Raw genomic sequence first — 24,042 nt, forward strand, 5'->3', positions numbered from 1 at the left:
CAGTCTCCTTGTGCTGATTTCGTTTACGCGCGACCGCTGGAGTTGATCTTCTTGGTGATCAGGGTGCTTGACGTGAACGCATACGCCCGGGCCCCTCAAGGAGCGTGCCGCCAGTTCTGCGCCGTCTACAGACTCGACGCCGAAGATGCACGGTCCGCTTAAGTAGCAGCACGAGAAGGCTCACATCCAGGGTGTCGGTTTGTGCTGGCTTGCGTAGCTCGTCGGTTCGGCGCGTGCGGAGATTCGCGAAACCCGGTGGGAAGAGGTGAAACAGGAGGCGTTCACGAAACTCTCGTATCAACGCAATGCTGAGATGCTCGATGAGCAGCTGCGGCGTCGACAGGCGGTCGCAGCTATGCGGACGTACGCCAACGCGCCCAGCAGCTCAATGCCTCTGACGCGGACGAAGCCAGAAAGTGGACTGCGTGGATTCGTCAGCACGCCGACCGCACGGACCCGATCAACGGCCCACTGCAGCTCCTTAGCATCACAACCGCCAGGTACGCCGACCTCGAACCTCACATAAACGGGTGGAGCGCCTATGGCCCCCACCGGCGGTAGCACTCACAGGGTGCCAGAGCCACGTTCCGAAATCGGCCAATACGCGTTCCGGCGGCAAGAACTTGACCTATAGCTATCAGCAACAACGGCATTTTCAACACGTCCCCGAGGGCGGGGATCAGCACAGGAGTCTACCGGGCTGTCCCCGTGGGCTCTCATCCGAACGGGCAGGTACCGGTCGGGCGTTCCGGGGCGGCAAAGCTATCCAGGCGATAGCCGTGATAGAAGTCTGCCAGTCGCTCGTTACGGCGGGTCAGGGTCCGCGAGATCTTCTCGTATTTGCGCTGCGCGGTACGCGATCCATCGAGCTGAGCGCGGGCGTCGTCTATGCGAATCGTGTTGTACAACATGGGTTCTATCAGGAGGCGTTCCGGTGTCACACGCCACACCAGCTGCAGGAGCCGGGTATAGAGGGCGAACTCGACGTGGTGGCGGGGCTTGAGCTGGAACCCGATCATCTCGCGTATCTCGGGGTGCATCGCCTTAGCCGAGCACACCTGAATCACCCGGCCCGCGATGGGGCGGATCGCGAGCCAGAGCGGCAATAGGGCCGGGCGCATCGCGGCGGGGAGTAACAGTGTGGGCAGTGGTAGCCGCATCAATCCGGCGAACTGCTCGCGCAGAAAGCCGTTGGACTGCAGTCTGTTTGACACCATGTCGTCGTAGTACTCGACGAAGGCGGCGTATGTTTCCGGGAATTTTCCCTTGGCGCTGGGTAGTTCGAGATCCTTGAACAGGTACCGCTGATATTGATATGCGGCCTCCTTTTCGGCGGGATTCATCGAATAACCCGTGCAGTAAGGGAAGGCCTCCAACGTGGCGTTCATGGCACTGGCGGCGATCCATATCCACAGCTCGGGATCCAATGCGCTGTAACGAATCCCCGCGTACTCGCCGACCCCCGTGCCTCGCACATCGCGGTGGCGCTCCTTGAGCCATTGCGCCGTATCTGCTCGCTGCTGCTGATTGCCGGCGAGCAGGGACATCGCGCTCAGCGCACTCCGAATGCCGCGGTCGGTGAAATTCTGGCGGAACCGTCCGGAGCGGTCCACAGACGCCGCCACCGGCAGCAGGGCTACCTCGTCGAAGAGCACCCCGCCGAAGACGCCGGTTAAGGGGCTGCCCAGGTGCCTGCGAAATGCGTCCATGACGCGGGGGCGCGTGCCGGCCGCGCGGAGGAAGGCCAGGCCCGCTTCGTGGGTATCTCGGTTCGATTCGCCGTCATGCGTGGTGTCGCGCGGCAGTACATGCGTCATTGCATCCTCCGTCGGTGTTAGTAACTTAGTTAGAAGCTAACATTGCAACACAAAGTTGGGAAGTATCTCTGCGTGAGAGACTGAGCTGTGTCTGCAGATCCGGATCCGACCGGCGAGCGCATCCTCGAGGCCGCGCTGCAGACCATGCTCAGCTTCGGTCTTCGGCGGGCGACGGTCGATGAGATCGCGCGGCGTGCGGGCGTATCGCATATGACGGTCTATCGCCGCTGGTCCAACAAGACCGAGCTTGTGCTCGCGGTCCTCATGCGGGAGGCGCAGACGATGTTCTCCGCCATCGACCGCGAAATCGCGGCGCTGAAGAGCCCCGAGGACAAGCTTGTGGCGGGATTTACCGGAATCTATTGGTATGTGCACACACACCCATTGATGCAGCGGGCGGTGGAAACCGATCCGGAGTCGGTGCTGCCGGTCTTGACCAATGGGGCAGGCCCAGCCCTGGACATGGCGACCACATACCTGGCGGGTCACGTGAGCCGCAGCGCCGGCGATGTTGTTGACGACGCTTACGGTGTTGCGGAAGTATTTGTGCGCCTGACGCATTCGTTAATCCTTGCGCCCAGCGCCCGCCGCGAGCTGGCCACCAGGGAAGACGCCGAACAGTACGCCCGCGAGTACATCCTGCCGATCGCGCGGGCCTTGGTGCCGGCGCCTAACAAGGCGCTGCTGTAGCCAAGCGGTGCGACGTCGGCACGGTCCTCAGGCGTCCACTGTGCGTGCTTTCGGCCGGTGGGCGACCGGGCCAAGTAATCTTTGTGCATTGACCATGGTCGGGGACATAACGACTAGATATTGGGGGTAGCGGATGGATACGGACATCGGAGCGGGCTCACCGTCGGCCGACGACTCGTCTGATGCCGCGGATACCGCGCCGCTACCGGTCCTCAACGCGTTTCCTGGGATGTTGTCTGAACCCGGTCCGTTCGCGGCACCGGAGCAGGAGTTTGGCCGGCCGCCGTTTCTCGATGAGCCGGCGTTCGTGCAACCACACTCGCCCGCGGTGGAACCGAGCGGCCAGTACCTGCAGTGGCCGAGTCACGAGACCTTCAGCACAGCGGCTCCCGTCGCCTCGGGACCTGCGAAGCCCACCGCTCCGGTTGATTTCTCATCCTGGGAGGACAAGCCTCAAAGAAGCAAGCGGCCGTTGGTGATTGGTGGCGCGGTGCTGGCAGCTGTGATTGTCGTCGTCGGTGGTGTGGTCGCCGCATTCGCGGGCGGTGGCGACGACGCCCCGCCCGCGGAACCGAGCGCGGCCCCATCGACAACGGCGGCTAGCAGGGATTCCGATGCCGAGGCTCGCTTGCTCTCCATGCTTCCGACGGGATACGCGACGTCGGCCTGCAAGGCCGTTGAGCCCGCGAATGAGGCAGTGGCACAAGTAAAGTGCGGGCGTAGTGACGATCCGGATGGGCCGCTGGAGGCCAGCTACTCGCTGGTGAAGGACAGGTCCGCGCTCGCGGCAGGGTTGAGCCGTCTGACGAAACGTAACGCGGTGGTGGTGTGCCCCGGCCGGATTCAGTCGCCGGGACCGTGGCGTCGTAACGCCACGCCGGATCAGGTGAGCGGCACGGTGTTCTGCGGCACCAACCAGGGACACCCGGTGGTCGGTTGGACAGATGAGGAGCGGTTGCTGCTCAGCGAGACGCGTTCGGGCGTGACCGGTCCGACTCTCGACCAGCTGTATGCCTGGTGGTCCTCGCACTCATAACAAAACCGCCGGCCGCACGAGGCGGCCGGCGGTCAATGCCGAAACGGTTTCTGAGGTTTCTACTAGCCCTCGGTGGACACCGGAGTGCCCTGGCTGCCCGCTGCGCGCTGGCCGTGCGGGGTGCTCTCCGAGGCCGGAACGGCGGGAAGCGCGGCCACTGGTGGGGTCGCGGTCTGCGGAGCACCCTCGGCGCCGGGGACCGGAGTCGCGGGTACCGGCGAGGCGGGGGCCGGGGTAGCGGGCACCGCGGTGCTGTTCAGCGGCGTGCCTTCGGCGGGGACCGGGGTGGCAGGAGTCGGGCCGGGAGTCGCGGTCACGGGAGCTACCGTCGGGGTCGCGGTCGCCGCGGGCTGCTGTCCGTCCACCGGGGTGCCCTGGCTACCGGCGGGCAGCGGGGTGCCCTGGCTGCCTGCGGGAACAGCGGCAGGTGCCGCGGACGTGGTGGGCGCGGCGCTGGTGGCGGGCGCGGGGGCGGTGCCATGCGACTGGCTCGAAGAGCCGCCCGAACGCGGCGCGGCAGCGGCGGGCGCGGCCTTCCAGGTGAGCAGATCCTCGTCACCGGAGGTGTAGGTCACCGTCTCGGGAGCGGCGCCAGTCACGTCGAAGTAGATCTTGCCGCTGGTCTTCTCGCCCTGCGACAGGGTTCCCGGGTTCACGCCCTGCTCGCTGGGTACGCCGTACAGCACGCGATAGGTCTCGCCGTCGCTGGCCTTCGCGTTGAAGTTGGCGACTATGGGGATGACGCTGCCCTGGATGGCCTCGTCGGTGGCGGTCGCCTCCCACAGGGTGCCCTTGGGCTGGTACGACAGCTGGTCGGTGCTGACCTTCAGGTCGCTGACGGTCCACGCCTGCACGACGTCGCCGTTGGTCAGGCGACCTTGCTGGCCGAGCGTGGTGTCGGCGCCGGCGGTCGGCATCAGGGCAAGTCCGGCGGCCGCCGCGACGGCCCCCAAGGCGGCAGTGATGGGCACATTGATCTTCACGATGGTGGTCTCCTTGACGTCCGAAATGCTCCCCCCAGCGGGGACGGTCTGTCGTAAAACTAACAGGTCTGGGTGCTCCATCGTCGCCCGAAGTACACGATTGCCATACGGTTAAGAACATGACGGTTGATTCCACCGGTCACGAGGGGGCCGCGCCGGAGCCAGACGACTGGCCACCCGACGCGCGCATATTCACCATCCGTGCTGTGGCGGATGATGCCGTGCCGAGCTTGGCCGCCGAACTGCCCATTAGCGCAACAGAACTCGGCACGCTGGACGGAGATGCCGATCATCCCGTGCAATTCTGCAGTGTGCTGCTGGAACCGCCGGTCAAGCACAGGTTTGAAACGGCCGACGCCGCCCGGTATGAACGTGAGTATTGCGACCGGGACGATGACGGCGAATTCTTCATGGTGCACGTTGCGCTGCTCGGCCCCCGGCGCCCCGGAGTTTCACTCGCACCCGGCGCCCGCGATGCCCTCGTCGACGTCGCTTACGTCGTGGATTTGTCGTTAGAAGAAGACGGCGTGCTCAACCCTGCCAAGGTCGACTGGGCGGGAGGGGCGATCGTCGACGTCGAGGGTGGTGTTCCCGCCGAGCAGGCAACCCCCGCTGATCTACCGACGGTCTCCGAGCAGACGCCCGTGCCTGTCCCGGCCGCAAGTGCGCCCGAGCCTGGGAGCCCGGGAAGTTCGGAGTGGATCCGCGAGCAGCTCGATGTCCGTATTGCCGTGTTGAGCCGGCTCGCTGGTGAAGTCGCGATCTCCGAAGTACCCGTGCCGACGGAGCTGGCCAAGGGGGAGCGCCAGTCCAACACCGCGCCGCAGTATGTGCTGGATGGAGCGCAGTTCTGGTACCACACGCGTGATCCGAAAAAGGGATTCGTATGGAAGACCACGAACAACCCGAATGAACTGATTTATTGGTGCATCGACGATGTCGCCAGGGGGCTGGCATGGCGGTGGACGCAACAAACGGCCACCTACAAGACGATGCCGCCGGCGATGGCGCAACGCACGCTATGGGCGCCGTACTGGCAGCTGCTGATGAATGCGCTCGACACCAAATGGGGCGCCATTACGGGTCGTAACATCCGCGACCTGCTCTGACCGGTCACCACCGGTAGTCGAGGAACTTCCCGTCGAGGGTCAGGACCACACGATCGCCGTCGGGATCGGAGCGGCGCGCGATGTCGACCTTGAAGTTGATGGCGCTCATGATGCCGTCGCCGAACTCCTCGTGGATGGCTTCCTTGATCGCCGGGCCGTAGACGCTCAGCGCCTCATACAGCCGGTAGATCGTCGGGTCAGACGGTGCACCACCGTCCAGCGTGCCGCGGTACGGCTGGGCCCGCAACGCAGCGGTGACTTGCGGCCCCAGTTCGAGAAGTTCCGCCACCTTCGCAGCCTTCGCTTCGGGCACCGGATGCTGGCCAAGCAGCGCGGCAATGGTCCAAATCAGTGGTGAGTCAATCGCTTCCGCGATGTGCTGCCACGTCAGCTTCTTCTCGAGGCGGCGAGCGGTGATCAGTTCGGCGGCTTCGTCCTTGGTCATGACCTCAGACAAACAGACACCCGCCGCGCACGCAAACTAGCGCTGCCACATGCCTTTCTGGGTGTCGCGCTCGTAGTAGTTCATCGAGTTTTCTCCGCTTGCGGTCCAGAGCATGGCCAGGGTGACGAGCGTGATGGCGATGAGCACCATTGAGTCGTTCCACATGATGACCTCCTTGGTATATCGATCGGTCTACCACTCATTGCAGCACCTACACCGATCGGTGTACAGGGAGGTGTGGCGGACGCCACATAACGGTTTTGCGGCTAGTCGGCGTCCAGGGCTCCGGCGGTCAGCGCGGCCGCGTTGATCCTGGTCAACACCGCATGCAGGTGTTCCAGTTCGGAGAGGTCGACGCCCAGGCGTTCCACGACTGCTGCCGGCACCTTGAGCGCCTTCCGGCGCAGTGCGGCGCCCTGCTTGGTCAGGGTGACGTGTGTGGTGCGTTCGTCAGCAGTGCTGCGTGGGCGGGTGATCAGGCCCAGCGTCTCGAGCCGTTTGAGCATGGGGGAGATGGTCGCCGAATCCGTTTGCAGTAGGGCGGCTATCTGCTTGACGGACAACGCTTCCGGGGCATCGTCGCCGCTGCTCTTGGCCTGATCCCAGAGCGCCAGCATTACCAGATACTGCGGATGTGTGATCCCCAGGGGGGCGAGTATCGGCCGGTAGATGGCCAGCACCGCGCGATTGGTGACGGCCAGTGCGAAGCACACCTGCCGCTCCAGGGCCAGCGGGTCGACATCGGGTGAGACTGCGGTCATTCTCACTATCCTAACCATTAGTTAGTGCACTAATTATTAGTCTACAATCTAGTTATGGCCGCCGATCGCCCGAACTTCTTTCAGTACATCGCCTACTGCTACGGACGGCGCCTACCTGACTCGATGAAGGACTGGGTCGCCAATGATTTGGCGGGCAAGGGCGCGGTGCGTCGGCACATTTTCCGGTGTGCGATTCCACCGCTTTTCATCCTCGCGCCGTTCTGGCTGCTGCCGGCGTCGCTGTACGTCCACATGGAGATGACGGTGCCCATCTACGTGTGGGTGCTCATCATGGCGCATGCCCTCAACAAGGTCTGGCGCCGTCACCGGCTGGTGCAGCATGAACTGGATCCGGGCTTGGTCGATGTGCTCAAGCGTCAAAAGGACGCGTGGATTCACGAGGACTACGCGCGGCGATTCGGGCCGCGCTCGGGAGACGGCCACTCCAGTAGCGGTCCCATCTAACGCGGCGTTATGCCAAACATCTTGGTGCCACGAACCTTTGAGTTAGGGGGAGAGCGCAGGGCGCAGGCTGCGATAGAAGGTGCGGATATCTGATACCAGGATGCCAGGCTCTTCGAGGGCTGCGAAATGCCCGCCGTGGTTAATCTCGGTCCAGTGAGTGATGGTGTTTGAGGTTTCCGCAAAGTAGCGCAGTCCGAAGTCGGCTGCGAAGACGATGGCGCCGGTAGGAACGCCCGAGTTGGGTTTCATTTCATCCCATCCGAGGCCCTGGGCATAGCCGACGTAGGCGGCCGATCCGGCGGTGCCGGTAAGCCAGTAGATCATCACATTGGTGAGCAGGTGGTCGAGGTCAATGATCTGCTCGGGCAACGCTTCTTGCGGGTATGTCCACTCTCGAAACTTCTCCATGATCCAGGCGAGTTGTCCGACCGGTGAATCGACGAGCCCGTACGCCAGCGTTTGGGGGCGGGTGGACTGGATCGCGATGTATCCGGTGCCGTCACCTCGAGAGAAGAGTTCTTCGATCATCTGCAGACGTGTCCGGTCCGAATTGCCAAGTTGGGCACGGATTTTTTCGGGCACAGGGAACTTTGGCATTGGCCCCGGTCCGCCATTCACGTGCACACCGACCACCCGAGCTGGCGCGGCCCGGCCGATATCGGGGCTGACCCCAGATCCGATATCGCCGCCGTGTGCACCGTAGCGCTCGTAGCCCAGGCGACTCATCAGCTCTGCCCATGCCGTAGCGATTTCTGCTTTACTCCAACCTGATTCAACGATCGGGCTGGAGAAACCGAAACCGGGCAGCGATGGGATCACCACGTGGAATGAGTCCCGGGGATCGCCCCCGTAAGCACCAGGGTTTGTCAAAGGACCAATGATGCCTAGGAATTCGGCCACTGAGCCTGGCCAGCCGTGGGTGAGGATAAGCGGCAGGGCGTTAGGCTCTTCGGAGCGCACATGCAGGAAATGGATGCGCTGGCCCCTGATCTCGGTGACGAATTGCGGCCAGGAGTTCAGCTCGGCCTCGGCGGTGCGCCAGTCGTACTCGGTGCGCCAATGCTCGACGATCTGGCGCAGCCACCAGGTGGGCACACCGGTGTCCCAGCTGTCTTCCGGAAGTGGGGTCGGCCAGCGGACGTGATCCAGGCGTGCCTGCAGATCATTGAGGTCATCTTGCGGAATGGCGATACGGAAAGGGGTGATTGCTTCATGCATAACTGCAGGCTAGGCATGAGTTAGGACAGAACCCGCCCTAGGTGTGTGCGACGATGAGATCGTGCTCGATCCCTCCGCCCGTCTGCTCCGTCTGCTGTCCTTACTCCAGACCCCGCGCGACTGGAGCGGCAAGGAACTGGCCGAGCGGTTGGGCGTCGATACCCGCACGGTGCGACGTGACATCGAGAAGCTGCGCAAGCTGGGCTACCCGGTGCTGGCTATCCCCGGTGTTGCGGGCTACCGGCTCGGGGCAGGCGCCGCGATGCCGCCCCTGCTTCTTGACGACGATGAAGCCATTGCCGCTGCGCTGGGGTTATGCATGGCTGCTGGGGGCGCGGTTACCGGTATCGAGGAGGGTGCCTTACGCGCCCTATCAAAGATCGAGCAGGTGCTGCCGTCGAGGCTTCGGCATCGATTCGCGGCGCTGCGGGCGGCGACAGTCGTCGTGCCGGCCGGCATCGTCGGCGCGGACCCGGAGGCCCTCTCCGCTATCGCGGCGGCCATACGTGACGCGGATCAGTTGCGTTTTGACTACCGAAAACATGACGGCGCCGTCGGTCGACGCATTGCCGAGCCACACAAGCTCGTCAATATCGGACGGCGCTGGTACCTGCTCGGATGGGACGTCGACCGGCGAGATTGGCGCACCTACCGGGTCGACCGGCTACAACCCAAGATTCCCAATGGCCCTCGGTTCGTGCCTCGTCCGATGCCCGACGGCGGTGTAGCGGCGTTCGTCACCCAGGGAGTCAGCTCGGCTCCGTATGCCTGTCAAGCAAAAGTCACTCTTGAAGCCTCGATTGTTGAAGCAGCCGAACGTATTTCACCGGCGGCAGGTTATTTGGAAGGTATCGATGAGCGACGATGCTTGTTGTACGTCGGCGCGAACTCATACGACGAACTCGCCATCCACCTGGGACTGTTGGGTTTCGCATTTACTGTCCACGAGCCCGCTGAGTTGATCCACCACATGCGAGCGCTGGCTGACCGGATTGCCGCGGCCGCCAACTGATGGGGGCGTGCCTAGTCGGCTCAGTCCCAGTCGCCGTGCTTCCAGTGGCCCTTGCCCCAACCGTTGCCATGTCCGCCGCGCCAGCCGCGATCCCAGCCGCGGTCCCAGTTGCCGTCCGCACAAACGGTCACGCGTGGGTAGGTATCCACGGAGCCGCAAATGTCTGGATCTGCCTTTGCCGAGGTTGCAGAGGCCATACCTCCAACGAACAAACCACTAGCAACGACTCCAATTGCCAAGGCTGAGGGCAGGATTCGTTTCATGATTCACAGCGTACTCCCAGGAGAAACTAGTTCGCAAGGGTAAGGAAAACCAGCACGGCGTTCAGCAGTGTGATGAGCGCGGCGATGATCCAGCCCAGCATCGTCGTCACGCGATGGTTCACATCGGTGCCCATCAGCCTGTGATCGCTGGTCAGTCGGACAAGCGGTATGAGGGCGAAGGGGATGCCGAAGGACAACACCACCTGTGACACCACGAGTGCCCTGGTGGGGTCGATACCCGCGGCCAGGATCGCCAGCGCCGGGAGCAGCGTGACCAGCCGTCGCGCCACCATGGGGACGGACCGGCGGAGAAGTCCTTGCATGATCATGGCGCCGGCGTAGGCGCCGACCGAGGACGATGCGAGCCCGGAGGCGAGCAGGCCGATCGCGAACAGCAGGGCAACAGTGGGCCCGAGGCTGTCGCGAACGGCGGCGTGTGCGCCCTCGATCGTGTCGACGCCGTCGCGGCCCTTCAGGTTGGTGGCCGCTACCAGCAGCATTGCCATGTTCACCGCGCCGGCGAAGAGCATCGCCAGGCTCACATCCCAACGGGTGATGCGCAGTAGCCTGCGTCGCGGCTCGCCCTCTTCAGGACGTCCGTGTCTGTCGCGGGCCAGCCCGGAATGCAGATATACGGCGTGTGGCATGACCGTGGCACCCAGCATGGCTGTCGCCAGCATCAGGCTCTCGGCGCCCTGGAATCGGGGGATCAGCCCCGCGGCGGCCTCGCCCAGCGGCGGCGGTTCCACGACGACGCTGGCGAGGAATCCGACAGCGATGATGGCCAGCAGTGCCGAGATCACATATTCGAACGAGCGTTGTCCGCGTTGGTCCTGCACGGCAAGCAGCACCATCGAGACGATTCCGGTGATAACACCACCGAGCAGTAGTGGCAGGTCGAACAACAGGTTCAGCGCGATGGCGCCGCCCACGACCTCTGCCAAATCCGTTGCCATGGCTACTAATTCGGCCTGCATCCAAAACGCCAGCCGGGTGGGTCGTGACATGCGATTGCCGACGGCCTCGGGCAGCGATTGCCCGGTGACGAGACCCAGCTTCGCTGAGAGGTACTGCACCAGCCCGGCCATCACATTGGCGGTGACGATCACCCACACCAGCAGGAAGCCGTACTTGGCGCCCGCGCTGACATTCGAGGCGACGTTTCCGGGGTCGACATAGGCAATGGCTGCGACGAAAGCGGGTCCGAGTAGGTAAAACCCGTGCATTGGTCGCGTCTGCTTCGGCCGCTCCAGCACCCACGCCTCCTATTTCAAGTACCCGAATAGAAAAGTTAGAGTACCCGAAACTTTGTGCTGCGGGGAGGCCACCTCAGGGTGGCGTTCGCCTAGTTGGTGCTGGCCTTCTCGGCCTGACGCTTTTTGACGCTGGCCTCGAGCTTGGCGAGTAGATCAGAGACATCGGTGGCATCGAGTTCGGTGGGGGCCTCATCTTTGGTGAACGCCTCGCCACCTTCGAGCTTGGCCTCCACCATCTCCAGCAGCTGCGACTGGTACGTGTCGTTGTATCGGCTCGGATCGAAATCGTCGGCCATCGACTCCACCACTTGTCCCGCCATCGACAGTTCGGCCGGTTTGATCTTCACTTCCTGGTCCAGTACCGGGAAGTCGGGTTCGCGGATCTCGTCAGGCCAGAGCAGCGTGTGGATGATCATCACCTGACGTGTGCCGAAGTCCTTGACCCGCAAGGCCGCGAGGCGTGTCTTGTTGCGCAGCGCGAAATGCACGATCGCCACCCGGTCCGTCTGCGCGAGTGTCTGTGCCAGCAGCACATACGATTTCGAAGACTTGCTGTCGGGCTCGAGGTAATAGCTCTTGTCATACAGCAGCGGGTCGAGTTCGGCGGCGGGAATGAACTCCAGCACCTCGATCTCGCGGCTGGACTCGGCAGGCAGCGTCGCCAGATCCTCATCGGTGATCACGACGGTGCGGCCGTCCTCGGCCTCGTAGGCCTTGTTGATATCCCGGAACTCGACGATCTCACCGCATTCTTCGCAGGTGCGTTTGTAGCGGATCCGGCCATTGTCCTTGTTGTGGACCTGATGGAACTTGAGGTCGTGGTCCTCGGTCGCGCTGTATACCTTGACAGGGACGTTCACCAGCCCGAAGGCGAGGGAGCCCTTCCAGATGGAACGCATATCCCCAGTATGGCCCACCGGAGCCGCGCAGTCCGCGACATCCGGTGCGGGATCAACCGCGTTCGTGCGCCTCACCAATGCGGACAAGGTGCTGTATCCGCCAAGCGGAACCACTCCGGCCACCACCAAGGCGGACGTTTTCGGCTACTACACCGCCATCGCTCCGTTCATGCTGCCGCACCTCGCGGGGCGCCCGGTCACCCGTAAGCGGTGGCCTAACGGCGTTGAGCAGCCGTCTTTCTTCGAGAAGGACCTCGCGCCGTCGGCCCCCGATTGGCTTCCCCGGCGGCGGATCGAACACAAATCCCGCTACGTCACCTACCCGTTGATCGACACTTCGGTGGCGCTGGCCTGGATAGCCCAGCAGGCGGCACTGGAAGTACATGTGCCGCAGTGGCGGTTTGTTGGCGAAAATCCTGGACCGGCAACACGATTGGTATTCGATCTGGATCCGGGCGAAGGGGTGGACCTACCGCAGCTGGCACAGGTCGCCCGCGCGGTGCGCGATGTACTCGGCGATATCGGTCTGACCACCTTTCCCTTGACCAGCGGGAGCAAGGGGCTGCATCTGTATGTGCCGCTGGCGCAGCCGGTCAGCTCATCCGGTGCGGTGACCGTCGCGAGAAGGGTCGCGATGCAGCTGGAGCAGTCGATGCCGGATCTGGTCACCGCGACGATGACCCGGGAACTGCGTGCAGGCAAGGTTTTCGTGGATTGGAGTCAGAACAGCGGTTCCAAGACAACGGTTGCCCCTTACTCGCTGCGTGGCCGCGAGGCGCCGACCGTAGCCGCACCCCGGACGTGGGACGAATTGGACGACCCCGAACTGCGCCAGTTGCGGTTTGATGAAGTACTGGCGCGCGCCGAGCGTGACGGTGATCTGCTGACAGGGCTCGATGATGTGGTGATTGTCGAAGACAGGCTGTCTACGTACCGCAGCATGCGCGATCCGGCGCGCACCCCCGAACCGGTACCTGCCGTCGAACCGCTAGCAGGTCACGATAGTTCGTTTGTAATCCAGGAACATCACGCCACCGCGCTGCATTACGACTTTCGGTTGGAGCGCGACGGTGTGCTGGTCTCGTGGGCGGTCCCCAAGAATCTGCCCATGGAGCCGTCCGTCAATCACCTTGCGGTGCATACCGAGGATCACCCGCTCGAATACGGAACCTTTGAGGGGACCATTCCGAGGGGGGAGTACGGCGCCGGCGAGGTCACCATCTGGGACTCGGGAACCTATGACACCGAGAAGTTCATCGATCCGCGCGACGGTTCCGGTGCCGACGGCGGGTCAAAGGGAGAAGTCATTGTCACCCTGCACGGCAAGCGAATCTCGGGGCGGTATGCGCTGATTCAGACCGATGGCAAGCAGTGGCTGGCGCACCGCATGAAGGATCAGCGATCACCTGGCGCAATGCCAGTGGGCCTCGCGCCGATGCTGCCGACTACCGGTTCTGTGGCGGGATTGACCGCCGATGAGTGGGCATTCGAAGGCAAATGGGACGGTTATCGTCTACTCCTCGAATGCGACCACGGCCGGTTGCGGGCCGTGGCACGCAGCGGGCGCGATGTCACCGAGGAGTTCCCGGCCTTGCAGCAACTCGCCCGGGAATTGGCCGAGCACCGTGTGGTTCTCGATGGTGAGGTGGTGGTGCTGGATTCCAAGGGGCTGCCGAGCTTCTCGCTGCTACAGAATCGGGCACCGAGCGCCGACGTCCGATTTTGGGCATTCGATCTGCTGTATCTAGATGGAAAATCCCTGTTGCGCAACAAGTATCGTGACCGGCGCCGCCTGCTCGACGTGCTGGGGGCCGGCACCGAGATGATGACCGTTCCGGAACAACTGGGCGGCGACGGAGAAGCGGCGCTGGCTCATTCGCACGAGCGGGGCTGGGAGGGCGTCGTCGCCAAACGGCTGGATTCGGCGTATACGCCGGGGCGCACCCAGTCCTGGATCAAGGCGAAGAACTGGAGTAGCCAAGAGGTCGTGATCGGTGGTTGGCGTAAGGGGCAGGGCGGACGCAGCAGCGGGATCGGTGCTCTGCTGATGGGGATACCGGCGCCCGACGGGCTCCGTTATGCCGGACGGGTGGGCACCGGATTCACAGAGAAGGAGCTGGCGTCACTCAAGGAGCAGCTGGAGCCGTTGCACTGTGACGAATCACCCTTCAGTGCACCGCTTTCCGCGGTCGAGGCCAAAGATGTGCAGTTCGTCGAACCGGTACTGGTCGCCGAGGTTCGCTACGGGGATCGCACGCCCGGCGGGATTCTCAAGCACTCCAGCTGGCGTGGTCTGCGCACCGATAAGTCAGTTGGCGACGTCGAGCTCGATCTCGGGTAGCGGGTACGGCGGTGCGCCGACGCCCGCTACCGAGAAGTGGCCCCACGGGGTCTGCTCGGTGATGCGCCCTTGCGCGCTGGTCTCGCCCACGGCGATGGTCACCTGGGTTCCGCCCTTGAGCTCACCGCCCTCGGGTTTGGCGTAAATCGTTCCCTGCCAGTGGAACTTGCCATCCAGGGGGTTGAAGAAACCGATCAGCCGCACCCGCGACTCGACGGTGAACTCGCCTGCGGTGATAACCGCCGGGCCGTCATACAGATCGTCGTCATCCATCATGCGACGAACTTCGCTTTGCGCCACATCCAGCGCGACGTTCCGCCCATCAGGCCGATGCCGGTGAGGAAGTTGTACAGCGGTGCGAAACCGAGCTGTTGGGTCTGGCGGAAGTTCTCGTTGCGATACGCGATCCGCTGGGTTTGATATCCGGGCAACCCGACATTGCGGTACATCTTCGGATTCGTGAACAGGTACATGAAGATGGGGCCACCGAAGCCGTTGACCTGCCGGACGATGAAACGCGCATACCGCGGCAGTTTGTCAACACGCTGGCGCAGCCCGTCGCGGGCGAACTGGATGTGCCGGGCTTCCTCGGTGACGTGAATTCGCATGAGCCGCGCGACCATTGGCTGCAGCTCGGGATCATCCATCATCTCGCGCTGGATGGCGTCGAAGATCTCCTCGCCAATCAGCGCGGCAACCCACAGCATTGGGCCCTTGAGGACCAGCGGCAGGGCGTTGGCCAGCCACCGCTGGTAGAGCGGTAGCCGGTAGGGCTCGACACCGGCTTGCGATATCGCCTTACCGAACATCGTCATGTGGCGGGTCTCGTCACCGATCTCGGTGAGCGAATAGAAGGTCTCGCTGCTGTTCGGTCTGGCGTGCATGAGAGCGCGCAGCAGGCTCTGGTTGAGGATGTTCTCGAACCAGATGCCGACCGAGAGCACGTTGGCCATCTCGTGCTTGGACAGCTCGATCTGTTCAGCGCGTGACATGTTGTTCCAGATGTCGGTGCCGTACAGGGAGATTGCCTTCGGGGGCAGGAAGTACTTGTCCGGATCCAACGGCGCATCCCAGTCCAGATCCACCATTGGCTGGTAGGAGCGGCGCACCGAGCCCTTGAGTAGCCGGTCGGAGTATTCCTCCCGATTCGGGGTGCGGGCGGGGCCGTTATTGAGGGTAGACGTCACCGTTGACAGTCCTTTCCGTTAGGATGTCAAACGTAAACGTTGCAGGTTGGGGCGTCAAGTGAGACGCGAAGTGCCACGTAATTTTTGTGGCGAACGAAAGTAGGCACCGATGAAAGTGAGCCGGTCAAGCCATCGCGGCCGTACCCGCGATCACGGCGAGATTCGCCGCCGCATTCTCGATGCCGCCGAAGAATGCTTGCTGGAGCACGGCTATGAGGCGCGCCTGCATGCGCTGATCGCCAAGAAGGCCGGTCTGTCGAGGCCCACCGTCTACAAACACGTGGGTGATCAGGCCGCGATCATCGAGGCACTGTTCCATCGGGAGTTTCTCCGGTTCGGCGAAATACTGGAGCCGGTCTTCGCGACGGCGAAGACCCCCCGCACCGGATTCATCGATGCCATCGTGCGCATCGTCCAGCACGGACGCCATCACCCGTTGCTGCAGAAGGGTCTCAAGGAGAACCCCGAGCAGGTGTTGCCTTATCTGACCGTCAAGGCGCGTCCGTTCATCGATCAGACGACCGTGCTGCTGGCCCCGTACTTCCGCAAGTTGCTTACCGACGAGCAGCTGGCCGCCATCGACGTCAAGGCCGCCGCCGAGTGGAGCTTCCGGATCGCTGCCTCGCTACTGGTCACTCCCGGCGTCGTGGAGACTCAGACCGACGAGCAGCTGGGTGATTTCATCGGCAACCTGCTCACCGTATCGGCGATCACTGAGGGGATCTCGGCGGTGTTAACTCCCAATTCGGCTGCTTCCTAAGCCGCGATGCGACGGATCCGCGTCATCGGGATCGGTGCCGGCCATCCCGAGTACCTGACCGTGCAGGCCATCGCAGCGCTCAACGAGGTCGACGTCTTCTTCGTCGCAGACAAGGGCGATACCAAGGGCGACCTGGTCGAGTTGCGCCGCCATATCTGCGAGCGGTACATCACCGAACCCGACTATCGCTTCGTCGAACTGCCCGACCCGGTGCGTGGCAGGGGCGAGTATCAGGGTGCGGTGAAGCAGTGGCACGCAGAACGGGCCGCGTTGTGGGGCAAAGCAATTGCTTCCGAGTTGCCGGAGGGTGGCGTCGGCGCCTTTCTGGCCTGGGGTGATCCGTCCCTCTACGACAGCACACTGCGCATCCTCGACGCGATCCCGGCTGAGGATCCTCATACGTTCGACTACGACGTGCTGCCGGGTATCACCGCAGTCTCCGCGCTTACCGCGCGGCACCGGATCGTGCTGAACGGTATCGGGGAACCCGTGCTCATCACGACGGGGCGCCGGTTGCTGGACGAATGGCCTCGCACCGGAACCGTTGTGGTGATGCTCGACGGTGATTGCGCATTCCGGCAGCTGGACCCGTCAACGCAGATCTGGTGGGGTGCCTATCTGGGCACAGAGCACGAGCTGCTGGTATCGGGGGCCATCGGCGAGGTGGGCGAGCGGATCGCCGAGATACGCGCCTCGGCCCGGGTCGAACACGGCTGGATCATGGACACCTATCTACTGCGGAGTGTCGGCGAGTAGAGGCAGACTGGGCCCATGCCCGAACTACCCGAAGTCGAGGCGCTCGCTGACCACCTGCGTCGCCACGCCACCGGGGCCACCGTCGGCCGCATCGACGTCTCGGCATTCTCGGTGCTCAAGACCTTCGACCCGCCGGTCACGTCTCTGCACGGCCACACGGTGACGGGTGCGACGCGTTGGGGCAAGTACCTGGGCCTTCAGGTTGGCAGTCACTACCTGATCACTCATTTGTCGCGAGCGGGGTGGCTGCGCTGGTCGGACAAGCTGGCCGCCGCGCCGCTCAAACCGGGCAAGGGGCCCATCGCGCTGCGGGTTCATCTTGGAACACCCGGCGAGGCACCGGGATTCGACCTCACGGAAGCCGGCACCCAAAAGCGATTGGCTGTCTGGGTCGTGGCAGACCCGGCTGCTGTGCCGCAGATCGCCGCACTGGGGCCCGACGCCCTCTCGCTGACCGACACCGGGTTGGCCGACATCCTGTCCGGCACTACCGCACGTCTGAAGAACGTGATCACCGACCAGCGGGTGATCGCCGGGATCGGCAACGCCTACAGCGACGAGATCCTGCATGTGGCCAAGCTGTCCCCTTTCGCCAGTGGAAAGACGCTCACCGAGGGTCAACGCACGGCGCTGTACGAGGCCATGCAGTCGGTTCTCACCGATGCTGTGCAGCGCAGCGTGGGACAACAGGCGGCGACTCTCAAGGGGGAGAAGCGATCCGGACTGCGGGTTCATGCCCGCACGGGGATGCCCTGCCCGGTGTGCGGTGACGTGGTGCGGGAGGTGTCCTTCGCCGACAAATCCTTCCAGTACTGCCCGACATGCCAGACCGGCGGCAAGGTGCTGGCCGACCGTCGGCTCTCGCGGCTCCTGAAATAAAGTGGCAACGTGACGCGACAGAAGATCCTCATCACCGGGGCAAGCTCCGGCCTGGGCGCCGAGATGGCCCGTCAGTTCGCCGCGAAGGGACGCGACCTGGCACTGTGCGCCCGGCGCACCGAGGCGCTGGAAGAACTCAAGGCGGAGCTGTTGGCCGCCAGCCCGGGCATCAAGGTCGCCGTGCGTTCCCTGGATGTCACCGACCATGACTCGGTGCCGGTGGTCTTCGGCGAGCTGCGCGACGAGCTCGGCGGTCTGGATCGCGTGGTTGTGAACGCCGGAATCGCCAAGGGCTGGCACTTGGGCGGCGGCAAGTCGTGGGCCAACATTCAAACCATCGAAACCAATCTCATTGGTGCGCTGGTGCAGATCGAGGCGTCGCTCGCACTGTTCAAAGAGCAGGGGCGCGGGCACCTGGTGCTTATCTCGTCGGTGACCGCTGCCAAGGGGCTACCGGGTACGAAGGCCGCGTATGCGGCAAGCAAGGCTGGGCTCTCCTCGCTGGGCGAGTCGCTGCGCGCCGAATATGCCAGTGGCCCAATCAAGGTCAGCACCATCGAGCCGGGGTATATCCAGACCGACCTGAGCGCCAAATCGCCCACCACGCCGATGATGGTGGACACCAAGACCGGTGTGACTGCCATGGTGGATGCCATCGAGAGGGAGCCCGGCCGCGCCGCGGTGCCCCGCTGGCCGTGGGCCCCGGTGACCTTGATCATGCGCCTGATTCCGCCGCGTTTGGCCGGGCGCCTGGCCTAATCGGCCATGGGTTTCCCACATGGGACTTTGTGCCCACGTGGGATGCTGAACCTATGGCCGATCAAGAGAAACCGAACGCCTCCGTCACGGTGGACTACGCCGCCGAGCTCGATGAACTCGCGAGCCTGCGCGGCGGGATCAGTCGCACCAAAGAAGGCAAGGATGCCTGGAAACAGGGCTACCCCTACGACGAGAAGCTCAGTCGCAAGGAGTACGAGAAGACCAAACGCAAGCTGCAGATTGAGCTGCTCAAGCTGCAACTGTGGGTCAAGGAACGCGGCGAGAAGATCTGCATCATCTTCGAAGGCCGGGACGCCGCCGGTAAGGGCGGATCGATCAAGAGGTTTACCGAGCACCTCAATCCCCGCGGCGCGCGCGTCGTGGCACTCGAGAAGCCGACCTCGGTAGAACAGACACAGTGGTATTTCCAGCGCTACACCGCGCACCTGCCCAGCGGTGGGGAGATCGTGCTGATGGACCGTTCCTGGTACAACCGGGCTGGTGTCGAGCGGGTGATGGGCTACTGCACTCCCGCGCAGGTCGCCGAATTCCTGCGTGAGGCACCAGAATACGAACGCATGCTGGTGAATTCGGGGACGCACCTGGTCAAGTTGTGGTTCTCGGTGAGCCGCAAAGAACAGCTGGCCCGCTTCGAAGCGCGACGTACCGATCCCGTGCGCCACTGGAAACTCTCGCCAACTGACCTTGCGTCTCTGGACAAGTGGGACGCCTACACCGAGGCCAAGGAGGCGATGTTCTTCTACACCGACACCGACAGCGCGCCCTGGACGGTGGTCAAGAGCAACGACAAGAAGCGTGCCCGGCTGGAGGCGATGCGCCACGTGCTCTCGCAGTTCGACTATGACAACAAGGACACCGAGATCGTGGGAGCGCCGGACCCCCTGATCGTCGGGCCCGCGTCGGCCATCTTCGAAGAAGGGGAGAAGGCCGGCTCACGCTAACTCTGAACCGTGCTGGACTCCTGCGATGAGAACACCCTACGGGGACGTTGCCCTATCAATCGCGAAACTGCGTAGCGGCGTATTCAGAGAGTGCTTCTCTAATCTCTGTCTCTGTGTTCATTACAAAGGGTCCGTATTGCGCTACCGGCTCGCCAATGGGCTCGCCCGAGAATAGCATGGCAACCATGCCATCCTTACCGGCGGTAAAATCTATTGAGCTCGTTTCTCCTTGATTGCCAGATGGTCGATCTAAGAAACCAACCGATCCCGTAGGTAGGGAAATGTCGTTCGCACCAGCGGACCCATCACCCTCCAGAATAACAACGAATGCATTGTATGAGGCGGGGATGTTTTCAGTGAATACCGACCCGGGGTCCAGGTCGATTCTAAGTAAAGTCACTGGTGTGTAGTTCTTGGCGGGGCCGATGATATCTCCAGATACGCCAGAATAGACATGAATCCTGCCTCCCGGAAACACCCTTACTGGCACATTACTTGCGGTGAGATCCTGGTAGCGTGGACTGCGTGACTTGTCTTTAGCCGATAAATTTATCCACAGTTGAAGAGAATGCACAACCGATCCTTCAGCGGGGATCTCGTTATGCTCGATGCCGCGTCCAGCGGTCATCCATTGCATCTCTCCGGCATTAATACGGCCGGAATTTCCTTTCGAATCAAAATGATCGAGGCTGCCCTCCAGCACGTACGTAACTGTCTCGAAGCCACGGTGCGGGTGTACATCAAAGACACCCTGGGGAAACCAGTCCTCCGCTAGCACGAGGAACGGGTCTGTTGCACGCGATGCTGGCCGTGACGGGATCAGTGACCGTGCGACGTGTGTGGAACTCATCCCTTGGGAGGGAGCGGGGTTGCTTACCTCAATTACCGACCGAGCCGTTGTTTGTTCTGTAGCACCCATCGGAACACCTCTCTCGAGACAAACTAGTTTCCTAGGAAACAAATATAGCACGACCGTCGGCCTTCATGCCCCTTAGCAAAGGAAGATCGGGGCGGTGGGCATCCGCGCGCGGGCTCGGACTACTGCGCGCTCTGTATCAGCCTTCTCGCCAAGTCGGCGTTGTTGAACACCCAGAAATTGGTCTGAAATGCGAAAAATATCGACCCGTCAGTGGCCACGAGTGGAATCTGCGACGAGATTCTCGTGTGCCGACATCGCAGTGAGCGCCGATGTGAACCTGATCTGGATAGCTTGTTGCAGAGGTAGCAAAGTCAGTGGCGATGAGAAGTCCGGTCCGGATATCGGTGAACCGGTTCCGGTTGTCGAAGGTCTGTTATGGACTTGTTGGGAGTCGGGCGAGGATCGTCGCGAAGGCCGCTGCGAGGGATTCGAGTTGCTCGTTCGTCAAGGCGTCAACGAACCAGCGCCGGACGTCTTGCAGGTGCGGGGGCGATGCAGCTTCGATCATTTCGCGGCCGGCCGGGGTAAGTACAGCGAACGCGCCGCGTCCATCGGTATCGCAGATTTCACGCGTGAGGAGGCCGCGCGAGGCCATGCGACTTATCTGTTTGGATAGGCGGCTCTTAGTCCAGTCCAGCTGTTCGCCCAGCTCTCCGAGGCGGAGCTGTCCGTCGGGTGCTTCCCACAGGCGGAAAAGGACGGAAAAGTCGGCATCAGACAGACCGCTGCGTTTCTGCAGCTCTCGCTCAAGATGGGCGAACAACTTGAACCGCACGGAAACTAGCCCTCGCCATGCAGCTCCTTCGCCTGAAGTGAGCCCAGGCAACGATGGTTCCATAGTTTCTAAGGAAACCACATGCGGGCGATGAGGTTCTTCTGGCGTGAGGTATTTACGGGAGCGGCGCGTTGGAGCCCTGGCTAATGGACCTGTCCCGAGAAGCGGTCGGTTCGCTGTCGGGGCCCGCTGGATGCCCGGGACTGATGGCGTCGGACGCCACCTGTACGCCGGCGATGCCATTCGTCGGGGAACTGGGCGGGGGATGTGGAGCGGAGGGGTTGATCGTGTCTGCGGAGGCGGTGACTCCCGATCGGGCTTGTGGTGTGAGAGCTAGACCGATAGGGCCATAGGCCGGGGGGCCATACTGCAAAGGCCCGACGATCGGGGGCGGGGAGGGCGCGATGGGAGGGTCTGCCAGCGCCGCGGCAGGTTCATTCCGGCTCGCAACTGATGCCGAAATGAACGCAGCGAGAACCGCCGGTATCGCCCGGAGAGCGAGATGATCGGGCCAGGACATCGTTCCTACACCTCAGTTCAAGACATACGGGTCGCCGTATACCGATAGCTGTGTTTGTTGTATGTCGGTGGACATCGCCACCGTGGCATACGATCGCATCGTTACGGGCCCACCGCAGGCGTCTACTTTGAGATGTACGTCTTGCATCTCCAGATAGCCGACATGCGAAACCACAGGCATATCGCCCATGGGAATCGTGGTGATCACACCCGGTTGCAGGTTGGTTTGCGCGAAGCCTCCTATTGATCCTGTTCCCCCGGTCTGTAGTCCGGGGGAACCGCTGATAGTCGCCCCAACTGATCCGGAGAGTTGCCCGGTGCCGCCAATTTGCAATCCTTGGGATACGTCTATCTGGCAACCAACTTGATAGCCGGCAACAAAATGCGCCGAATTTATCGGATTGCTGCCGGAGCCGCCTATGTTGGCGCGCGCAGACAGGGTCACGAACGCTTCACGCGAATTTGGTGCACCGGCAAGATTTGGGACAGAGTTGATTGTCTCACCAGATAGTGAGAGCAGCATGTTCCACCCATCGACAGTTGTTCGGTGGCTCGATTGTGGGCTCATCCCGGTGATATCGGCTCGCGCCACGGTGGACCAGAGCACACCAACTGCCTGTGTCAGGACTAAAGTGATCGCCAGCGGCGCTCCAAACTTGATGGAATATCGGCAAGGGTTGTCCGATGCGACCTGACAATGCGTACGTTCAAGAAACGTGATTCTCCGCCTGTGCAACTGTGGGACCTTCCGTCGAGTGCCCGAATTTCTAATCGAGGAAGGTTCGCATCTTTCGCCCGACTGTAACCGCGGGATTTCTAATGGCGTCGATGATGTTGTTCTCTCCGATTGCCGCGATAAGCCGCTCTTGGCTGGCGTGCACTAAATTCATGAGCTTGTCGCTGCCGACCCCAGTGCCCTCGACGATCTGACCGTGTTGCCGAACAATTTTTCCGGCAACCATAACGAGATCGATAAGTTCCGGCTTGCCTTGGTTAACGACATGACTCATCGGGTCGAGCCGGTAAGGAATTGCCCACGGATCTGGGCTCAGCAGTAGCAGGTCGGCAGACTTACCGACGGCAATAGAGCCGATTCGGTCTTGCAACCCGAGTGCTGTCGCGCCGCCAAGGGTGGCGTATTCGAGCACTTCCGGCGACCGTAGTACATTTGCGGTTGCCAGGTAACCCTGGCTCTCACTCTCGAGGTGTCCCCAGAGATCGCTAGTGTTGATTTCAGTGCGCATGGCATCAAATATGCTTGTTGTGTAACGAGTTTCACTGTTGCTGGCCAGCGCAATCGTGGCTCCGAGTCGTCGGGCGGTCACAACTTGTGGGAATCCTTGGCCAGATCCCATGTTTGCTGTTGGAGCATTAACAATAGTCCCGCCGGAATCGGCTATACGTTTGATGAACTCATCGGGCACCGAAACCATATGCATGTACATTGTCGTCGGTAACATCAGGTTGTTGTCTACCAACCGCGGGATCCACATACTCTGATCCCAACCGAACCCGCCACCGTGGGTGGCCACGCGAATCCCGTTGTCTCTCGCGAATTCCCAGGCGATCTTCTCGGGAAATTCCGGATCGAGGGTCGAGTCAACCGCAAGTTGCATACTCACGAGGTGATCGAAGTCGCTGTATTTGGTCCACGTCTCTTTCACGTGGGAGCTCGTCGCCCAATTTTGGGCCGGTACGCCGGCATTGGCGTATGTGAACCGGCCGCGAATACCCGCATCGTGTAGCGCTTGCAGTGCCGCTTCGGCCTTCGCCGGACTCGAGGCCCCATCCGACCAGTCACCCAGAGTCGTCGAACCGTGTGTGAGGGCATCAGTTGCGCCTAGAAGCGTGCCCGCATACACGTCCTCGGGCGTGTAATGATCGATGTAGTTGGAGATCAAATATTTGAAGTAATCGACTAGCGACCAGTCGACACCGATTCCACGCAAGGAGTTTTGCCACGTGTGCTGGTGCGCGTCGATGAGTCCCGGTAGGAGGATCTTCCCGGTGCCGTCGATAACCTGGGTGCTGTCCGGATAGCTCAGGTGCGGGCCAACGGCGACGATCTTGCCGCCGTCGATGAGCACATCGGCCACCGGCATAACGGCTGTCGACGGACTCATGGTGAGCACGGTCGAGCCGCCGATCAGCAGTGGTCTCTTTGCATCAAATTGTCGGGTCGTGTCTCTTACTGCTCCAGGTGTTGTCATGAGCTGGCCTTTCTTTGATCG

The 24,042-nt window shown here is 62.4% G+C and carries 26 protein-coding genes; 11 read left to right on the plus strand and 15 right to left on the minus strand.

Translation table 11 applies throughout. The features are described from left to right. Positions 1-716: 716 nt before the first annotated feature. Complete coding sequence (locus HBA99_RS05085; protein ID WP_070951464.1) at positions 717-1,817, minus strand: oxygenase MpaB family protein; 1,101 nt, start codon at positions 1,815-1,817, stop codon at positions 717-719. A gap of 87 nt (positions 1,818-1,904) precedes the next feature. Between HBA99_RS05085 and HBA99_RS05090 the strand changes: the two genes are divergently transcribed. Beyond that, on the plus strand, positions 1,905-2,507 hold the full coding sequence (locus HBA99_RS05090) for a TetR/AcrR family transcriptional regulator (protein WP_070951463.1): 603 nt from the start codon (positions 1,905-1,907) through the stop codon (positions 2,505-2,507). 133 nt (positions 2,508-2,640) lie between these two features. Continuing rightward, a complete protein-coding gene (locus HBA99_RS05095; RefSeq protein WP_070951462.1) occupies positions 2,641-3,543 on the plus strand; it encodes a hypothetical protein in 903 nt (300 codons plus the stop codon). Between the two features lie 62 nt (positions 3,544-3,605). Here the strand turns inward: HBA99_RS05095 and HBA99_RS05100 are convergent, their stop codons facing one another. Continuing rightward, complete coding sequence (locus HBA99_RS05100) at positions 3,606-4,526, minus strand: MPT63 family protein (RefSeq protein ID WP_046255540.1); 921 nt, start codon at positions 4,524-4,526, stop codon at positions 3,606-3,608. A gap of 119 nt (positions 4,527-4,645) precedes the next feature. On the opposite strand from HBA99_RS05100, the gene HBA99_RS05105 reads away from it, so the two are divergent. Further along, positions 4,646-5,635 carry an immunity 63 family protein gene (locus HBA99_RS05105; protein WP_046252705.1) on the plus strand — a complete coding sequence of 330 codons (990 nt, stop codon included), beginning with the start codon at positions 4,646-4,648 and terminating at the stop codon, positions 5,633-5,635. 4 nt (positions 5,636-5,639) lie between these two features. On the opposite strand, the gene cynS is transcribed toward HBA99_RS05105, so the two are convergent. The 3 genes from cynS to HBA99_RS05115 form a co-directional block, all read right to left on the minus strand. Then, on the minus strand, positions 5,640-6,080 hold the full coding sequence (gene cynS, locus HBA99_RS05110) for a cyanase (protein ID WP_046252706.1): 441 nt from the start codon (positions 6,078-6,080) through the stop codon (positions 5,640-5,642). Positions 6,081-6,116: 36 nt separating this feature from the next. Continuing rightward, on the minus strand, positions 6,117-6,245 hold the full coding sequence (locus HBA99_RS24920; protein WP_044104185.1) for a hypothetical protein: 129 nt from the start codon (positions 6,243-6,245) through the stop codon (positions 6,117-6,119). 101 nt (positions 6,246-6,346) lie between these two features. After that, positions 6,347-6,841 carry a MarR family winged helix-turn-helix transcriptional regulator gene (locus HBA99_RS05115; RefSeq protein WP_064407935.1) on the minus strand — a complete coding sequence of 165 codons (495 nt, stop codon included), beginning with the start codon at positions 6,839-6,841 and terminating at the stop codon, positions 6,347-6,349. Between the two features lie 54 nt (positions 6,842-6,895). Here HBA99_RS05115 and HBA99_RS05120 point away from each other — a divergent pair, with 54 nt between their 5' ends. After that, on the plus strand, positions 6,896-7,306 hold the full coding sequence (locus tag HBA99_RS05120) for a DUF5313 domain-containing protein (protein ID WP_057963741.1): 411 nt from the start codon (positions 6,896-6,898) through the stop codon (positions 7,304-7,306). Positions 7,307-7,348: 42 nt separating this feature from the next. On the opposite strand, the gene HBA99_RS05125 is transcribed toward HBA99_RS05120, so the two are convergent. Further along, complete coding sequence (locus HBA99_RS05125) at positions 7,349-8,524, minus strand: epoxide hydrolase family protein (protein ID WP_064407936.1); 1,176 nt, start codon at positions 8,522-8,524, stop codon at positions 7,349-7,351. Between the two features lie 61 nt (positions 8,525-8,585). Here HBA99_RS05125 and HBA99_RS05130 point away from each other — a divergent pair, with 61 nt between their 5' ends. Then, complete coding sequence (locus HBA99_RS05130; protein WP_064410160.1) at positions 8,586-9,536, plus strand: helix-turn-helix transcriptional regulator; 951 nt, start codon at positions 8,586-8,588, stop codon at positions 9,534-9,536. Positions 9,537-9,556: 20 nt separating this feature from the next. Here the strand turns inward: HBA99_RS05130 and HBA99_RS05135 are convergent, their stop codons facing one another. The 3 genes from HBA99_RS05135 to ku all read right to left on the minus strand — a co-directional run bounded on the left by HBA99_RS05135 (position 9,557) and on the right by ku (position 11,954). Beyond that, on the minus strand, positions 9,557-9,748 hold the full coding sequence (locus HBA99_RS05135) for a hypothetical protein (RefSeq protein WP_081347613.1): 192 nt from the start codon (positions 9,746-9,748) through the stop codon (positions 9,557-9,559). A 77-nt stretch (positions 9,749-9,825) separates the two neighbouring features. Beyond that, positions 9,826-11,025: an Nramp family divalent metal transporter gene (locus HBA99_RS05140; RefSeq protein WP_070942807.1), complete on the minus strand. Its 1,200-nt coding sequence runs from the start codon at positions 11,023-11,025 to the stop codon at positions 9,826-9,828. Between the two features lie 119 nt (positions 11,026-11,144). After that, entirely contained in the window at positions 11,145-11,954 is an 810-nt protein-coding gene (gene ku, locus HBA99_RS05145) for a non-homologous end joining protein Ku (protein ID WP_030094481.1), read from the minus strand. Between ku and HBA99_RS05150 the strand changes: the two genes are divergently transcribed. Next, positions 11,944-14,295, plus strand: a complete 2,352-nt coding sequence (locus tag HBA99_RS05150; RefSeq protein WP_070942806.1) for an ATP-dependent DNA ligase — start codon at positions 11,944-11,946, stop codon at positions 14,293-14,295. The genes ku and HBA99_RS05150 overlap by 11 nt on opposite strands. Here HBA99_RS05150 and HBA99_RS05155 read toward each other — a convergent pair. Both HBA99_RS05155 and HBA99_RS05160 read right to left on the minus strand, forming a co-directional pair. Continuing rightward, positions 14,263-14,571, minus strand: a complete 309-nt coding sequence (locus HBA99_RS05155; RefSeq protein ID WP_057963743.1) for a DUF4873 domain-containing protein — start codon at positions 14,569-14,571, stop codon at positions 14,263-14,265. The genes HBA99_RS05150 and HBA99_RS05155 overlap by 33 nt on opposite strands. After that, positions 14,568-15,482 carry an AurF N-oxygenase family protein gene (locus HBA99_RS05160; protein ID WP_030094484.1) on the minus strand — a complete coding sequence of 305 codons (915 nt, stop codon included), beginning with the start codon at positions 15,480-15,482 and terminating at the stop codon, positions 14,568-14,570. The genes HBA99_RS05155 and HBA99_RS05160 overlap by 4 nt, the downstream gene beginning before the upstream one ends. 109 nt (positions 15,483-15,591) lie before the next feature. On the opposite strand from HBA99_RS05160, the gene HBA99_RS05165 reads away from it, so the two are divergent. Genes HBA99_RS05165 through ppk2 form a run of 5 tightly spaced genes read left to right on the plus strand, consistent with a single transcriptional unit; the run spans position 15,592 to position 19,598 of the window. After that, positions 15,592-16,242, plus strand: coding sequence for a TetR/AcrR family transcriptional regulator (locus tag HBA99_RS05165; RefSeq protein ID WP_030094485.1), 651 nt, complete (start codon positions 15,592-15,594; stop codon positions 16,240-16,242). Between the two features lie 6 nt (positions 16,243-16,248). Then, positions 16,249-16,998, plus strand: coding sequence for a precorrin-6A synthase (deacetylating) (cobF, locus tag HBA99_RS05170; RefSeq protein ID WP_070942805.1), 750 nt, complete (start codon positions 16,249-16,251; stop codon positions 16,996-16,998). Positions 16,999-17,013: 15 nt separating this feature from the next. Then, the gene (locus HBA99_RS05175; protein ID WP_070951461.1) at positions 17,014-17,877 is read left to right on the plus strand and encodes an Fpg/Nei family DNA glycosylase; all 864 of its coding nucleotides are present in this window, start codon (positions 17,014-17,016) and stop codon (positions 17,875-17,877) included. A 9-nt stretch (positions 17,878-17,886) separates the two neighbouring features. Beyond that, a complete protein-coding gene (locus tag HBA99_RS05180; protein ID WP_070951460.1) occupies positions 17,887-18,636 on the plus strand; it encodes an SDR family oxidoreductase in 750 nt (249 codons plus the stop codon). A 53-nt stretch (positions 18,637-18,689) separates the two neighbouring features. Beyond that, positions 18,690-19,598, plus strand: a complete 909-nt coding sequence (ppk2, locus tag HBA99_RS05185) for a polyphosphate kinase 2 (RefSeq protein WP_030094489.1) — start codon at positions 18,690-18,692, stop codon at positions 19,596-19,598. 55 nt (positions 19,599-19,653) lie between these two features. On the opposite strand, the gene HBA99_RS05190 is transcribed toward ppk2, so the two are convergent. The 4 genes from HBA99_RS05190 to HBA99_RS05205 form a co-directional block, all read right to left on the minus strand. Next, positions 19,654-20,517, minus strand: a complete 864-nt coding sequence (locus HBA99_RS05190) for a pirin family protein (RefSeq protein WP_081347612.1) — start codon at positions 20,515-20,517, stop codon at positions 19,654-19,656. 373 nt (positions 20,518-20,890) lie between these two features. After that, a complete protein-coding gene (locus tag HBA99_RS05195) occupies positions 20,891-21,292 on the minus strand; it encodes a MarR family winged helix-turn-helix transcriptional regulator (RefSeq protein WP_234798045.1) in 402 nt (133 codons plus the stop codon). Between the two features lie 532 nt (positions 21,293-21,824). Beyond that, positions 21,825-22,418, minus strand: coding sequence for an MspA family porin (locus HBA99_RS05200; protein WP_235732350.1), 594 nt, complete (start codon positions 22,416-22,418; stop codon positions 21,825-21,827). A 160-nt stretch (positions 22,419-22,578) separates the two neighbouring features. Then, on the minus strand, positions 22,579-24,021 hold the full coding sequence (locus HBA99_RS05205; RefSeq protein ID WP_081347611.1) for an amidohydrolase family protein: 1,443 nt from the start codon (positions 24,019-24,021) through the stop codon (positions 22,579-22,581). Positions 24,022-24,042 lie beyond the last annotated feature (21 nt).

Origin of the sequence: Mycobacteroides chelonae (assembly GCF_016767715.1) — a bacterium.
Lineage (GTDB): Bacteria > Actinomycetota > Actinomycetes > Mycobacteriales > Mycobacteriaceae > Mycobacterium > Mycobacterium gwanakae.